At 53.5% G+C, this 14,812-nt stretch carries 15 protein-coding genes; 10 read left to right on the top strand and 5 right to left on the bottom strand.

Annotated elements, in window-relative coordinates:
• Positions 1-37: 37 nt before the first annotated feature.
• Positions 38-325 carry an ArsR/SmtB family transcription factor gene (locus tag BLR25_RS21960; RefSeq protein ID WP_091937577.1) on the top strand — a complete coding sequence of 96 codons (288 nt, stop codon included), beginning with the start codon at positions 38-40 and terminating at the stop codon, positions 323-325.
• 159 nt (positions 326-484) lie between these two features.
• On the opposite strand, the gene BLR25_RS11150 is transcribed toward BLR25_RS21960, so the two are convergent.
• Together BLR25_RS11150 and BLR25_RS21955 are read right to left on the bottom strand one after the other, a co-directional pair.
• Positions 485-961 (bottom strand): HAD family hydrolase, encoded by a 477-nt coding sequence (locus BLR25_RS11150; protein ID WP_091937575.1) that lies wholly within the window; start codon positions 959-961, stop codon positions 485-487.
• 127 nt (positions 962-1,088) lie between these two features.
• Positions 1,089-1,202 (bottom strand): hypothetical protein, encoded by a 114-nt coding sequence (locus tag BLR25_RS21955; protein WP_176785846.1) that lies wholly within the window; start codon positions 1,200-1,202, stop codon positions 1,089-1,091.
• A 129-nt stretch (positions 1,203-1,331) separates the two neighbouring features.
• Here BLR25_RS21955 and BLR25_RS11140 point away from each other — a divergent pair, with 129 nt between their 5' ends.
• Together BLR25_RS11140 and BLR25_RS11135 are read left to right on the top strand one after the other, a co-directional pair.
• Positions 1,332-2,234, top strand: a complete 903-nt coding sequence (locus tag BLR25_RS11140) for a PhnD/SsuA/transferrin family substrate-binding protein (protein ID WP_091937573.1) — start codon at positions 1,332-1,334, stop codon at positions 2,232-2,234.
• The gene (locus BLR25_RS11135; RefSeq protein WP_091937571.1) at positions 2,234-4,930 is read left to right on the top strand and encodes an ATP-binding protein; all 2,697 of its coding nucleotides are present in this window, start codon (positions 2,234-2,236) and stop codon (positions 4,928-4,930) included. The genes BLR25_RS11140 and BLR25_RS11135 overlap by 1 nt, the downstream gene beginning before the upstream one ends.
• A 34-nt stretch (positions 4,931-4,964) precedes the next feature.
• On the opposite strand, the gene BLR25_RS11130 is transcribed toward BLR25_RS11135, so the two are convergent.
• Together BLR25_RS11130 and BLR25_RS11125 are read right to left on the bottom strand one after the other, a co-directional pair.
• Entirely contained in the window at positions 4,965-6,782 is a 1,818-nt protein-coding gene (locus BLR25_RS11130; protein WP_091937569.1) for an ABC transporter ATP-binding protein/permease, read from the bottom strand.
• A 77-nt stretch (positions 6,783-6,859) separates the two neighbouring features.
• Complete coding sequence (locus BLR25_RS11125; RefSeq protein WP_245715532.1) at positions 6,860-8,155, bottom strand: Do family serine endopeptidase; 1,296 nt, start codon at positions 8,153-8,155, stop codon at positions 6,860-6,862.
• Positions 8,156-8,752: 597 nt separating this feature from the next.
• Between BLR25_RS11125 and BLR25_RS11120 the strand changes: the two genes are divergently transcribed.
• The gene (locus BLR25_RS11120; RefSeq protein WP_218122711.1) at positions 8,753-9,652 is read left to right on the top strand and encodes an HD-GYP domain-containing protein; all 900 of its coding nucleotides are present in this window, start codon (positions 8,753-8,755) and stop codon (positions 9,650-9,652) included.
• On the opposite strand, the gene BLR25_RS11115 is transcribed toward BLR25_RS11120, so the two are convergent.
• On the bottom strand, positions 9,649-10,374 hold the full coding sequence (locus BLR25_RS11115) for a DUF6969 family protein (protein WP_218122710.1): 726 nt from the start codon (positions 10,372-10,374) through the stop codon (positions 9,649-9,651). The genes BLR25_RS11120 and BLR25_RS11115 overlap by 4 nt on opposite strands.
• Positions 10,375-10,780: 406 nt before the next feature.
• On the opposite strand from BLR25_RS11115, the gene BLR25_RS11105 reads away from it, so the two are divergent.
• Genes BLR25_RS11105 through BLR25_RS11080 form a run of 6 tightly spaced genes read left to right on the top strand, consistent with a single transcriptional unit; the run spans position 10,781 to position 14,127 of the window.
• On the top strand, positions 10,781-11,170 hold the full coding sequence (locus BLR25_RS11105) for a thioredoxin family protein (RefSeq protein ID WP_091937565.1): 390 nt from the start codon (positions 10,781-10,783) through the stop codon (positions 11,168-11,170).
• A complete protein-coding gene (locus BLR25_RS11100; RefSeq protein WP_091937563.1) occupies positions 11,170-11,898 on the top strand; it encodes a cytochrome c biogenesis CcdA family protein in 729 nt (242 codons plus the stop codon). Before BLR25_RS11105 ends, BLR25_RS11100 begins: the two co-directional genes overlap by 1 nt.
• 59 nt (positions 11,899-11,957) lie before the next feature.
• A complete protein-coding gene (locus BLR25_RS11095; protein ID WP_091937561.1) occupies positions 11,958-12,167 on the top strand; it encodes a YgaP family membrane protein in 210 nt (69 codons plus the stop codon).
• Between the two features lie 3 nt (positions 12,168-12,170).
• A complete protein-coding gene (locus BLR25_RS11090) occupies positions 12,171-12,722 on the top strand; it encodes an RNA polymerase sigma factor (RefSeq protein WP_091937559.1) in 552 nt (183 codons plus the stop codon).
• Between the two features lie 49 nt (positions 12,723-12,771).
• Positions 12,772-13,395 carry a glutathione S-transferase family protein gene (locus BLR25_RS11085; RefSeq protein WP_091937557.1) on the top strand — a complete coding sequence of 208 codons (624 nt, stop codon included), beginning with the start codon at positions 12,772-12,774 and terminating at the stop codon, positions 13,393-13,395.
• Between the two features lie 30 nt (positions 13,396-13,425).
• Entirely contained in the window at positions 13,426-14,127 is a 702-nt protein-coding gene (locus tag BLR25_RS11080) for a glutathione binding-like protein (RefSeq protein ID WP_091937556.1), read from the top strand.
• Positions 14,128-14,812 lie beyond the last annotated feature (685 nt).

The raw sequence follows: 14,812 nt of genomic DNA, 5'->3' as shown, positions 1-14,812 counted from the left end.
GTCCTTAAGTGTTATTACGCTGAACCAATCGTTGAGCATGAGACCTAGACTTGACCCTTCAAAATTTCCAAGAGAAGCCGCAATGTGGCACGGGTTCTCGAGCGTGAATAATTTGCGAGTGTTGTATGCACTCGATAATCGCGAACTATGCGTAAATGAGTTGGTTGAGATTCTCGGTATGTCTCAACCTTTAGTCTCACAGCATCTTCACAAATTGGTGTTTAGCCATTTGGTAACTCCCCGTCGATCCAGGCATAACATCTATTACTCTATTTCGGATCCGAAACTAGTATTGCTCTTACGAGCAGCTCTAGAAATGTACTGAAGCAGCGTCCTCAAGGAGATCCGAGCGAAGGAATTCGACCGTTTTTATGCGCCGTTTCCTCTGGAATTTTCCTGACATAAATTACATCAGCATGGCATCAAAGAGCCCACAAAAAAGTCAAGTGCCGGCTTTTAGCCAAAAGTCAGGTCAGATTTCTGGCTAATCCCTCAGTGTGGCCCCGAGGCGCAGAGGGGAGACAAGGAGGTCCAGAGCGTCAAAAATATTCGTCACGACAACGTCAGCCGCGAGCATCGTTTCAGTGGCAGCCCCTTCTCCTTGAACAACCGCAATCCCAACCGCAGCATCCTGCACCATCAACCGGTCGTTATAGCCGTTACCGATACAAACGCATGATTCGGTCCCAAGCGTCTGCACATGGGATAGTTTCGACTCGGCCTGCAGCCCCGGGGAAAGAATAGTGATAGAACATGGCACATTACACGTTGTTTCCCGAACAAGACCAAAGGTGTCGGCAGTCACCACATGAACATGCAGTTTCTCCGCCAAGACTGCCAGTCGATCCTTGATCCCGGGCAATAGATGTCCATCACAGGCCAGGGTGCCATTGAAATCGAGGACGAGATGACTCAAAGAAATCTTCTGACGACCCGGAATTCCTATCTCAATCACGCGCATTCTTTCCAAAAAAATGCAGAAAAATCGCCAATAGTTTCTCTGCCCTTGAGAATAAACAGTCAACGCCCGAAGCGGGTTACCTTGCCGAGTTCCGCCTCAATTCCCGGCAGTCGATTGTACTTAACATTCATTCGCTGCGGCACATAGACCCGGTCTTAGTCTGGCCATCACTCATGGCGACAGCAACATCTGCCTTAAAGGCGTCTTCAGTTTCGCCACAACGATAAGAGATTTCGCCCAATCGACACTACCACAGAGGTAGATTTGGACTAAAGTGAATGCTCTCAGCGAAGAATAATACGACGACCTCAACTAGACGAACCCCGACAGTCGCAAAGTTGGTTGAATGCGATTGAATTCTTGAAATTTTATGGATGTCACTCCAGAATTCATCACGTGGACTATGCTTCGGGTGGCGAGTACGAAAATGCCTAGAATATGCTTTAGTACTATGCTTTGGGTGGTGATGTGTGTCTGCATTGATTTAGGATATGCGGCAGATAGGGTCGTTGTGTTCGCACCAATGCCAATGGAATCGCCGGAACTCGTCATTGGGCAATGGAAACCATTGCTCAGTTATTTGGAGCAAAGACTAGGCATGGTGTTTCGCATTGAGTACTCCAAATCCAATCAGGAAATTCTCGACAAATTTCGTTCCGGAAAGATTGATTTAGCTTATCTCGGACCATTGCCATATGTCGCACTAAAGAAGGTGTTCCCTGCCGCTCAGCCCGTAGTTAAATTTAGGGAAGCAAACGGCGAAGCAGCCTACACTTGTGCCATGATCGCTCTTGCTGGAAATGATCGTAAGTTGAAATTTCCGCGCAATCTGAAAATTGCACTTACTCAGCCGATGTCAACTTGCGGTTATTTCGCAGCTGACGGACTCTTGCATATGGCCGGGACGCATATTGAATCGAACAAATATCGATATTTGAATGCCCACGACGCAGTTGCTTTGGCCGTAGTGCGAGGCGATTACGATCTCGGCGTGGTCAAGAGCGCAATTGGGGCTAAATATGCGCACCTGGGTGTTATCAGGCTTGCAGAGACGGCCGCGCTGCCCGCGTTGGGACTAATAGCCAACAGCCAACGTCTTTCGAAAGAGACAATAGAAAGTGTTCGTATTGCACTTTTAGAAGTGGATTCGAACACTCGTGCTACATGGGGAGATAATGTTCGTCATGGGGCCGTATCAGCAGAGGACATTGATTACAATCCAATGCGGGTGCTATACAAGAAAAAAGATATTCCAACTGAAGGAAATTTCTAGTGTTTGCCGAGCGAGACCTCAAAATCGATTGGCGCTTGCGAGTATTCTTCATCTCGCTATTTGTACTCATCTGGTTGGGTGCGCTTTGGCTACTTCATGCTAATTGGTTAAGTAAAGAGGAACAATATCTCGATCAACACATTGCCGTTGCCGCTACTGCCTATCGAGCGAGTGTTAACAGTTTTTCCTTAGTGAACGATCTGATAGTTAACGAGATAGTCTGTCGTCCGGAAGTTCTCGCTATTTTTGCTGCAGGCCTTGATGGTGATCCGTTAGCCCGCGGTCATCTTTATCGTCGATTGGCGTCAACCTACGATCGCTTGGTCGAACTCGGGATTCGTCAGTTTCAATTTCATACTGCATCGTCTGAGGCCTATTTGCGCTTTCATGCGCCTGACAAATACGGTGATTCTCTTTGGGATATCAGGCCCTCGGTTCGTATCGCAAACACGGAACTTCGACCTGTCACTTCATTTGAACCTGGCCGCGTTTTTTCCGGATTTCGCTATGTCACCCCCTTGTTTCTGGGGAAGCGACATTTAGGCAGCGTTGAAACCAGTATCCCATTCAGGAGTGTGCGCGATGCCATGATGCGCAACGATCCGGAACGCGATTACGCACTTGTGTTACTTGGAAGGGGAGTAGATGCCGCACTTTTTAGTGATTTAAAGGGCATCTATGAACGTTGGAAGCCAAATCCTGATTGGTACACAGAAGACGTGCATCTGAGGTTGCCTGACTCGCCTCCTCCCCCATCTGTGCAGGTACAGGAATTAAATCGGATATTAGCCAACATGCCAAAATTGCACACCGGCATGACCAAAGGCGAACGCTTTAGTTTGTCCGTAAATCTTAGTGCTAGTAATAGCAGACCAGATATGTCGGATCTCGAAGATTGGGCTGTCTCATTTGTTCCGGTACACGATGTACTTGGTAATTTGACGGCATATATCGTCGCGTACGCGCCGGCTCCGACACTTGGGACACTCCGGGTTAGTTTTTATCAAGAAGCCTTTGCAACGAGTGTTGTATTGTTTCTTTTATTCTTGCTTACTTGGCGCGTTATTTGTGCCCGGCAGGCACTCGCCCTCCAGAGCCGACGCTTTAGAGCAATTACCGACACGATTGCCGATGGTATTTATGTGATGGATGCTCATGGTCGAGTCACCTCAATCAACCCGGCGTTTGCCGAGTTATTGGGTTTCTCCTCAGGCGAAGTAATTGGTAAGGTCGGGCATGAGTTGTTTCATCGGCACGCGAATGACGACTGCGTATCAGGTTGTGAATGCCCGATTGACTTGACTATTCGCAATGGAGGCCTGTTCTCCGGCGAGCGACAGTTTGTGACGAAATCTGGTGCTCCACTAGATGTTGAGGTCGCAAGTCGCCCCATACTTGATGATAGAGGAGCGTTTTCTGGCTTCTCTGTCACGGTATTTCGCGACATTACAGATCGAAAACGCGCTGAAGCTGAGCTTCTTCGCTATCGTGGAAATCTGGAGGCCCTCGTGGCGTCGCGCACGGTCGAATTGGCTGATGCAAAAAATGCGGCTGAAGCGGCCAGTCGTGCAAAAAGTACGTTTCTTGCCAACATGAGCCATGAACTGCGTACCCCGATGAACGGTGTGATAGGAATGATTGAACTGGCCAATCGATGCACTGCAGACGCTAAAGGGAAAGAGTACCTTGCCAAAGCGCGGCGCTCCGCCGACCATCTACTATCAATCCTTAACGATATATTAGACCTCTCAAAGATCGAAGCCGATCGCATGGTATTGGAAGACGTGCCGCTGAATATCGCCTCCTGCATCGACAATATAGTGGGGACTCTTAAATTTAAGGCCGCTGATAAGGGATTGCGACTAATCACCGATGCTCACGACTCGCTCAAAGAGTTACCGCTTCGTGGTGACCCCTTGCGGCTAGGACAAATTCTCCTCAATCTTCTCGGGAATGCTATCAAGTTTACACAACATGGATCGGTGACGTTGAAGGCGTCGCCTGTTTCGGAAGACTCTGTCTCTGTACGAATTCGTTTCGAAGTTGCAGATACCGGTATCGGAATCGACTTAGGTGCACAGGCAAGGCTATTTCAATCTTTCGAACAAGCCGATAACAGTACAAGCCGACAATATGGCGGTACTGGATTGGGATTGGCAATTTGCAAGCGCTTAGTCCAACTAAGTGGTGGAGAGATTGGAGTGGTAAGCGAACCTGAATCTGGCAGTACTTTCTGGTTTGAACTTCCTTTGAAGAGGGATTTTTCGAGAATTCAGGAGCAAACCGAAGACTCTTCCAATATCGAAGAACTGTTAAAGCAGAACTTCCCGGGTACACGAGTCCTCCTTGTTGAAGATGACCCAATCATTCGGGAGATCGTCGGCTCTCATCTGGAATCAATCGGATTCTGTGTAGATGATGCCGAGAACGGTTCCCAAGCGCTTTCCTTGGCCGAAAAGGACAAATATGCCTTAATCATAATGGACATGCAAATGCCGATAATGAATGGACTGGAGGCGACAAAAATGATTAGAGCCAATTCGCTAAACAGAAGTACTCCCATCGTAGCCATGACTGCCAGTGCCTACGGTGAGGACAGAGAGGCTTGTCTTTCCTCGGGGATGAACGATCACATCGCCAAACCTGTGGATCGTTCTAAGTTATTCGCGACACTTTTGAAATGGATTGGTCGCTAGGTATATTTAGCCTGTTTTTCTGCATGACTAGCAATTAAGTTTTCTCGATGTTTGACGGAGCATTATCAAGCATGTTTGCGCATAGTTCCCATTGACCTTCTTCAAGAATGTCGAGTACGTGACGATGGAATCGAGACAAACTGCTGCGATGTCCAACACTAACTAGAATCGAATCAGGCAACGCGCGAGAAAGCACGTCATACATGGCGAATTCGAGACCTTCGTCCAGAGCGGAACTCGCTTCATCGAGGAAGAGGAGCACCGGACGATTCAGCAGAACGCGACCGATCGCCAGTCGCTGTTGCTCGCCCAAAGACAGCCTGTTCGACCAATCGTCTTGCACATCGAGCAACGGAACGAGATGCGCCAATTGGCAAGCATGCAGAACCGCTTCGACATCGGCGCGATCACTCGCCTGACACGGATAATGGAGCGCTTCGCGAAGCGTTCCGACAGGCAGATAGGGCTTTTGGGGAAGGAACAGGGCATGCCCGCCGGTCGGCAGGGCAACCTTGCCCTCGACGTACGGCCAGAGTCCCGCAAGCGCCCTGAGCAGCGTCGTCTTGCCGATCCCGGACCGGCCCCGAATCAGCAGCGACGCCCCTCGCCGCAAGTCAAACTGCAACTGGCTGATCAAGCGCTGTCCTACCGGCGAACTGACCGTCAGTGCATCGACCGCCAGACGCGTCTCATCGACGTCGGTATGGAGTTGCGGCAATCGGGCAGTGGCATCGGCCGCATCGAGGAATCCTCCAAGACGGTTGATGACGGCGCGCAAGGCGGTAAAGCTGTCATATGAATTGCGGATAAAGGACAGCGCGGATTCCACCTGTCCAAATGATTGCGCGGTTTGCATCACGTCGCCGAGCGTAATCTGCTTGGCGAACATGCGCGGCGCTTGCACGACAAAGGGAAAAACTACCGCAGCCTGGCTGATGGCAAGATTAAACCCTTGAAACTTCAATGAACGGAAAATGATTTCCCAGACATTCGTAATAACTGCGGCAAATCGCCTGAACAGACCATCCTTCTCGACGGTTTCGCCGCCATAGAACGCGATGCTTTCGGCGTATTCGCGGAGCCGCACGAGCGCATAGCGGAAGTTGGCGACGAACTGCTCATTGAGAAAATTCAGCCGGATCAACGGACGCCCGATCCTGACCGCGAATAAGGTGGCCACCAGCACATAGAGATAGACCGCAAACACCATCGCCCGTGGAATCTCGTGGCCGAGAATCGCCAGGGTTCCCGAAAGGTTCCAGAGAATCAGCGTGAACGCCAGAAGGGAAACCACCGCGTCGAGCAGTCCCATCGACAAGGACAGCGTATTGCCGACGAAACTCTCCACGTCCTGTTGAATTCGTTGATCGGGATTGTCCGCTTCGGCGGAAACGAAGCGGCTGCGATAGTAAGCCTGCCGGTCGAGCCAGCGATCAATCAAGGTTCGCGTCAGCCACGTTCTCCAGCGGACAAGAAATGCCTGCCGCAGGAAGAAATCGGCCAGAGCCCGGGCGACATGGACCGCTGCCAGTGCCACGAAAATCGCCAACATCCGCCAGAACGCCTGGGCGTCAAGATTCTGCATCGCGTTGTAGAAGCCGTTGTACCAGTACGAAAAGAGAATATTCATTCGTACCGAAAACAGCGTCATGAAAACGATGCCCGCCAGCCAGGCAAGTGGCACTACCCCATTGGACGAGAGAAAGAAGCCAGCAGTGATGCGTTTGAACTGGCGACCCCATTCGGTAAAACGGCCGAGCCAGGCGATGGCGAGGACAATTCCGGCCAGGCTGAGGAGAAATGACCTCGCCAGCCAAATCGTGCTGGCGATCAGTTCATGATTCCACTCCATGACAACTCCATGGAAACAGCTAACTCCGAAAGCGGCGAGCGCCGCTTCGGAGCAAAGCTTGGATTACGCCGGATGCATCAACCGAGATCGATTGGCACGAAAAGTTTGGTATTGCCACGCTCAACCAGAATGGCAACATGCTTGCCAGCTTTGGCAATCAGACTTCGCAATTGCTCGGGTTTGGCAAGCGCTTCACCATTGACTGACAGGAGAATGTCTCCGGCCTGGATGCCGGCGGCGGCTGCCGGTCCGCTGACGTCCTGAACGACCAGTCCGCCCTTGACACCGGCCTCTGCAAGCTCATCGGACGTCAGGGGCCTGACGCTGACGCCGAGTTTGCCATGATCGGTCTCGCTCTCGCGCTTGTCGCTGCTGGCGAGCGTGTTGCTGCCGGTCGCCGAACCAACGCTCACTTCGACCGAATGCATGCTTCCCTTGCGCCAGACCTGGAGCTTCGCCGTGTCGCCCGGATGGATGTTGGCGACGACGGCCGCCAGCTCGCCGGACGACGCGATGTCACGTCCATTGATGCCGAGGATGACATCTCCGCTTGCCAGACCGGCTTTAGCTGCCGGACTGCCCTTTTCGACGTTGCCGACCAAGGCACCGCCCGGCTTGCTCAATCCAAACGATTGGGCGAGCGGTTGGGAAACTTCCTGAACCATCACGCCAAGCCGACCGTGCTCGACCTTTCCGTGTTCGACGATCTGCTTCTCGACATTCATGGCAACGTCGATCGGGATCGCAAAGGACAAGCCCTGATAGCCGCCGCTGCGTGAATAGATTTGGGAATTCACGCCGATGACTTCACCCGCCGTATTGAACAAGGGCCCCCCGGAGTTCCCCGGATTGACCGCGACATCCGTCTGGATGAAGGGCACATATCCGCCGTCGGGAAGCGAGCGCGATTTGGCCGAGACGATACCGGCCGTAGCGCTGTTCTCGAAGCCGAACGGCGACCCGATGGCCAGGACCCATTCGCCGACCTTCACCTGGTCGGCCTTGCCGATCTGCACGACCGGCAGATTTTCCGCCTGGATCTTCAACACGGCGATATCGCTCGCCTTGTCCATGCCAAGGACTTTCGCGCGGAACTCCCGTTTGTCGGTCAGTTTTACCGTCACCTCGTCGGCATCCTCGACGACATGGGCATTGGTCAGAATGGTTCCGTCCGGACTAACAATGAAACCCGAACCAAGTGCGTGTACGGGGGTCTCGCTCGGCTGCTGGGGGATGCCGAAGCGGCGGAATAAGTCGAAGAACGGATCCTCCGGATCGATCGGAGTGTCGGACATGCCAGACTTGACTTTGTGGGTGCCTGCAATGCTGATATTAACGACCGACTGCCCGTTACGAGCAACGATGGCTGCCATGTCGCCCCCGGTTGCGCCGACAAAGGGACCGGACATCTCGCTTTGCGTCGTTGCGACCGCTGCGTGAGCTCGCCCCAAAATTGGCGTGCCGTCAACGCCGCTCAATATATATCCTAGGGAAAAAGCGCCCACAACCGCAAGCGCGCCAACTGACAGTCTGCTTCGATTGACGTTCATGGTGATCTCCTTTCACGATACTTGCATAGGCAAAACGCCTGATTCCGTGATTGAAGACTAAAGCGTAACGACTTAAGAGTTACTTAAACTGATGACAAAACCATGTAACAAATTGTTGTTCGTGCGTTGAGATTCCTTGTATGTCGTCCGGTCTTCGGTAAATGCTATCCCTTGGTGAAGGGCTTTAGCCAATTCAATTCTTAACTAAGACTTTAGTGGTCCTCCAGCCGCTCCTAATGCATATTGCGATATCTCCCCTAGACAGACATACTCGTCTGATGAGAGTTAAGAATCAGAATTCCACGCACTCCTGAATTGGGAAGATAGTGCCGATGGCGCTGCATACATGACCGCCGGTTGGCACTGCCAACAAGGGATTGCGACCTTCCACTGACGCATAGTGTGAATATTGGAGATGTCATGAGCTTTCTCACCACGGTCTCCCGTTTGCTTGGTGCCGACAGGCCGGAAAAGTTACGCCATCAGGAAAATCTTCTGATGACGTTGCTGGTGATGGCCTGGATGGTTGAAGCGCGAGATCCCTATACCGGCGGGCATCTATGGCGCGTTTCACAATTTTCCCGATTGCTCGCACAGGAACTATCTCTGCCTGATGCCGACGTGGCCCGGATTTCGGTTGGCGGCTTTCTTCATGATCTCGGCAAGGTCAGCGTTCCGGACCATATTCTTGGCAAGAAAGATCGGCTGACCGAAGAAGAATATGAAGTTATCAAAACCCACCCGGAAGTCGGCTGGCGCATGTTGGCTGGCCATCCTTTGGCCGCGCTTGCCGAAGCGGCCGTACGCGCTCATCATGAAACCCCGGACGGGAGAGGTTATCCACGCGGTTTGGTCGGTAAAGACGTACCGCTCGATGCACGCATCGTTGGCATCTGTGACGCTTTCGACGCCATGACGAGCACACGCCCCTATCGTCGAGGAATGCCCACCGAAAAAGCGCTGACTATCATTGAGGAGAATCTTGACCGGCAGTTCGACGCGACATTCGGGACGCGTTTCATCTCGCTTGGCCGATCTGGCCAACTGGATCACATCGTTGGCCATAGCGATGAAGGTATTCCGCTTCATGACTGTGTGATGTGCGGGCCTACGCTTGTACTCCGACGCAATCACCAGCCTGGAGACAAAATTTATTGTCCGGCTTGCACCGGCGAATATTCGGTTCAGCGCGAAAATGGCTCGCTTGTCACCGCGCCAACCGGCGGAAAAGGAACGCCCAAAGACCTGGAGCCCGAGGCCGATATTGAATTGATTGGATGCGTGGTCAGGGCATCGGCAAAAGCGCTTCTGGCTTATTAGCCCAAAGATTCATTCCGGCGGGGCGATTGCAGCAAGTCATCGAGATCAATCGTCGTTTCGGACAGCACTTCAAGATTTCGGTCGGCCAGCACATTGGCCGACTCCCACGAGAACAAGACCTGGTCCCGCGCTGCTAACAATTGCTCGATCTGGTTACGGCAGAGCGAGACCACGCATTCGATGACCGTATCGATTGTCTCGTAGCCGGTGTTCAACTTCATTTGTTCAAGCAGCATGGCCGTCGCGTCCGCGCTCAGCATCATGTCGCCCGTCACCCAGCTGTTGACGGTAAACAAATTGCTTGGAACGCCCTTTGCGCTCAAACCAATAGCCAGCAGATGGCGTGTATTGGCCAACTCCGCTGGTCTGCCGGTCAATGCTTGGAATGCGCGCTCTCCGGTCGAATTGTGGCGATGAGTCCAACACGCTTTCCCGGCGAAGAGATGGAAATGCCCATGCTCCGTCGAATCGGGCCGGTCCTCCGGCGCGTGGGAATGATAGAACCACTGATATCCATGATCATGATCGACGGCATCGCCTTCCGGGTAGTGATGCAACTGATGCGGCATCTGGCCCCCCATAACATCGGTGAGCAAATGTTTATTTTGCTCGGCCAATCTCGCGTAGGTTTCCAGCAAGCGCTGGCCAACAGCACGCTGAGCGTCGCCGGCCAGTTCAGAATTCCGCTGCGTGACGAGTTGCATCAGTTCTTTGGCGCGCATTTGGCACCGCACTTCGGGGCGCATTTCCGGGCGCCGCATTTGGCAGAGGCATCGGTCCGGCTGGCACATTTGGCACCGGACTTGGCCCGGCAGCGTGCCATCCCAGCCTTAGGTTGGCACTTTGCAGCCGAAGATTGCATGTCGGCGGCGGCGACGGGCAACGCCAGCGTTGCGGCAGTGAGGGCGGCAAGAGAAGCCATCTTGAGTGAAGTGTTCATGTGTATCTCCTTGGGTAAAGGTTCCGCAAACGCGGCGAGGGGTTGCCTCACCCACTAAGAGGGGCTGACTTCGGCAAGGGATTCGCAGCGGACAAAAAATATTTTTCCGTTGCTACGAATCGATTGGTGTTCTTGCCGACTCCTAGTGAGTGAAGGACTGGCCCTTCGTGACCTGAAAGGACGACACCATGAAACTCATCAAATCATCGCTTCTCGCGCTCTCCCTTCTTGCCTCGGCATCGATGACGTTGGCGGGGGAAATCAAGACGTATGACCAAAAGACTTTCGATGCATTGACGCAGGCGGGGAAGCCGGTGCTGCTCCATATCCATGCCACCTGGTGCCCCACCTGCAAGACGCAGATTCCCATCGTCAGCGACCTGATGGGACAGCCTGCGTATAAGGACGTCACGACACTGATGATCGACTTCGATACCAGCAAGCCCTTGCTCAAGACTTACAAGGTCACCATGCAGAGCACCTTGATTGGCTACAAAGGCACTAAGGAAGTGGCGCGATCGGTCGGCGACACCTCGCGTGACGGCATCGAGAAACTCGTCAAGTCCACGGTTCAGTGATGGACTTCGGCATCGCTTCCTACGGATTGGGCCTGGTCGCCGGCGTCCTGTCGACGCTATCGCCGTGCGTACTGCCGATCATCCCGATCCTGCTCGGCTCGGCGACGAACGCTCATCCCAAGGCGCCGCTGGTCCTGGCCGGCGGGCTGGCGATTTCGTATGCCCTGGTTGGTACATTCCTCGCCAGTGCCGGCGCAGCCTTCGGCTTCGATCCGTCGATCATTCGCAATGTCGGCGCCGTGCTGTTCGGGGTGTTTGGTCTGGTGCTGATTTCCGGTGCGCTTCAACAGCGTTTCGCCTCGGCAACCGCCAACATCGGTAACGCCGGCAGCAATCTGATCGCCAATATCCGCTTCGATGGCCTGTGGGGGCAGTTTGTCATCGGCCTGGTGCTCGGCGTCGTCTGGAGCCCATGCGTCGGCCCGACATTGGGCGCCGCGATTGTGCTGGCCAGCCAAGGCACGCATCTGCTGCAAGTGGCGTTGCTGATGGGGGTTTTCGGCATCGGCGCCGCGCTACCGATCATCGTCCTGGCCTATGTCTCGCGCTCAGCAATGGTCCGCTTGCGTGGTCGTCTGATGCAGGCCGGCAAGACCGGCAAGACGCTTCTCGGTGGATTTATGATCGCCATTGCGGTCTTGATGCTTTCCGGACTCGATCGACCCATGGAGGCGTGGTTGGTCGAACAGTCGCCGGCCTGGCTTACCCACCTGACGACGCGCTATTGAGGCGAGAAGCCGCCGATACGTCGAGTGCGTCGCAACCAAATTCATGAAAGGAGTTCAAAGTGCAGTGCGCTAAAGAGAACAAAACATGGGAACGCGTTATTCGCGTCCTCGCCGGAGCGGGCTTGCTGATATTCGCCTATTCGAGCTGGGGTCTATCCAACGCCGCAGTCATTGCCGGTGCGGTCGGCCTGATGCTGGTGATCAATGGGCTGCTCGGCGGCTGCCCTGTCTGTGCGATTGCCCGAAGTAGGATCGATAAGGGAGATTGAGCCATGGCCGTCACTGGAATCGAACGCGACAATCTCATCTATGCAGCGCAGACCGGCGATCCGCTGGCGATTACCCGTCTGCTCGCCGTCTGCAAGGCCGATGCCCGTCGCTACGCCTACAAGCATTGCCAGGCCAGCGACGTGGATGACGCCGTGCAGGAATCCTTGATGGTCGTTTCACGCAAGGTAAAAGCGCTCAAGGTGGCCGCTGCCTTCTCGTCGTGGCTGTTTACCGTGATTAAGCGCGAATGCCGCAAGCTGGAACGCATGATGTTTCGCCACGATCCTTTGGACGAAGAAGTCGTCGAGCAACAGCTGGCGAGCCGGAGCGACAACGAATTGCGCATGGATCTTGCCGCTGCACTGGAATCGCTGCCGGCGCATTATCTGGAAGTCGTCCTGCTCCGTGACTTCGAGGAACTGACGATCGAAGAAATCGCGACGCGTCTGGGCGAACAGACAGGTGCCATCAAGAGTCGATTGCATCGGGCGCGCGAACTGGTCCGGGAATACATGCTCGGATCATCGTCAATAAGCAGTCTTGGCGTGCGGTGACAGAGTTCGCCACTAGAATCAACACACCTTTGCTTCCTGAGGAGACGCCATGCTGAAGGTTCTCGGTCGTTCCAATTCGATCAACGTCAAGAAGGTACTCTGGCTGTGCCATGAATTGGGTTTGACGTACGAACATGTCGAATGGGGGAAGGAGGGGCTGACGCTTAAATCCGATGAGTTCCTCGCGCTTAATCCCAATGCCAAGGTTCCAGTAATTGTCGATGATGACTTCGTTCTTTGGGAGTCGAACACGATTTGCCGCTACCTGGCCGGGCGTTCCCAGCGAATCGACCTCTTGCCGACCGACCTTCGCCAACGTGCTCGCGTTGAGCAATGGATGGACTGGCAAGCCACCGAACTCAACAATGCCTGGCGCTACGCCTTCATGGGCCTCGTGCGCAAGAGCCCCGAGTACCAGGATGTGCAGGAAATCGCCAAGAGCGTCGACAACTGGAATCACCATATCCAAATCCTGGACAAGGCTTTGGCGCAGACCGGTGCATTCGTGACCGGAGATGCATTTACGCTGGCCGATATCGTACTGGGCGTTGCGGTGCACCGTTGGTTCATGTCGCCTATTGAACGTTTCGAACTTCCGCATGTGGAGGCTTATTACGATCGTTTGGCTCAGCGGCCGGGTTATCTCCTCCACGGCCGCAATGCTGTGCCATAGCAGACTAGCAATTATCCCGGAGACAGAACGATGCTCGACCTTTACTACTGGACGACGCCGAATGGCCACAAGATCACGATCTTTATGGAAGAAGCCCAACTTCCCTACAAGATCATTCCGGTCAACATCTCAAAGGGCGAGCAGTTTCAGCCCGATTTCCTAAAGATCGCACCGAACAATCGCATTCCGGCGTTGGTCGACCATGCACCAGCGGATGGCAACGGGCCTCTCTCAATTTTCGAGTCGGGGGCTATTCTGCTTTATTTGGCGGAGAAGACGGGTAGGTTTCTTCCCAGCGACGTTAGAGGTCGCACCGAAGTGCTCCAGTGGCTATTCTGGCAGATGGCGGGGCTTGGACCGATGGCCGGTCAGAACCATCATTTCGGCCTCTATGCCCCCGAGAAGATTCCCTATTCCATCGATCGCTACGTCAAGGAAACCAATCGGCTTTACGGCGTGTTGAATCGGCGACTGGCCGACCGCGAGTTCATTGCCGGTGCCGAATACTCGATTGCCGATATGGCGGCCTATCCATGGATTGTCCCCTGGAAACGGCAGCAGCAAAACATTGACGATTTTCCTCATCTGAAACGCTGGTTCGAGGCGGTTCTAGGCCGGCCGGCTGTCGGTCGCGCGTATCGCCTAGCGGAAGAAATCAATATCGCACCAACCGTCACCGAGGCGTCACGAGCATTGCTCTTTGGACAGTCGGCTTCACAAACAGGATGCTGACAATAGTTCTTGGCTCGGCGTGAGTCCGGCCGTCGCAAACTGATCAAGTTCTTTCCGCTTTATGGAAACTGTAAAGCAGGGCTATGAATCTATTGTCTTGAGTCGCTCTGTCAGTCAATGACATATGCGTCATTACGCAATAAACTCCTGTCTATCCAAATATTCTAGGTGGCTATATCCATTCTCACCCAATATCCAGCTGAGCTTGTCAAGCCGACGACGGATATGGCCAGAGCTGAGAACAACGTGCAGACTAGTACGTCCTTTCTGGACTGCTGGAAACTTGATGCTGTCGATCTAGATTCTCTCTGAGAAGCTTACAGGCTAGGTGGTCGGCCACTCTCTCGTCGCCAATCATGATTGTGACGATCGGAGTCTTTGTCGAAACATGTCAGTAGGGCAAACGATGTATGCATTTGACAAAGTAATCCTGATTCTCGCTCTGTCGCTGTAAACGTCCCTGTTCGTTAGCAACGATGCAACAGCTTTGCTTGCGGCATAAACTAAATTGGGAGATTGTGTCGAAGCAAATCCATAAGGAGAACAAGTCAATCGCATCAAATCCGCGACGTATCCACTAGATATTCAGTACGACCGTTCGCATGGATGTATTTGGCTTTCGCCGTTTCTCCGTAATCGATGCATCGCGACCGATTGGCTGAGAATTCCAGCGATGCTCTTCACC

The organism is Propionivibrio dicarboxylicus, assembly GCF_900099695.1.
GTDB classification, from domain to species: Bacteria; Pseudomonadota; Gammaproteobacteria; order Burkholderiales; family Rhodocyclaceae; genus Propionivibrio; species Propionivibrio dicarboxylicus.
Note: the sequence above shows the minus strand (reverse complement) of the source record. Positions and strands in the feature narration are given on the sequence as shown.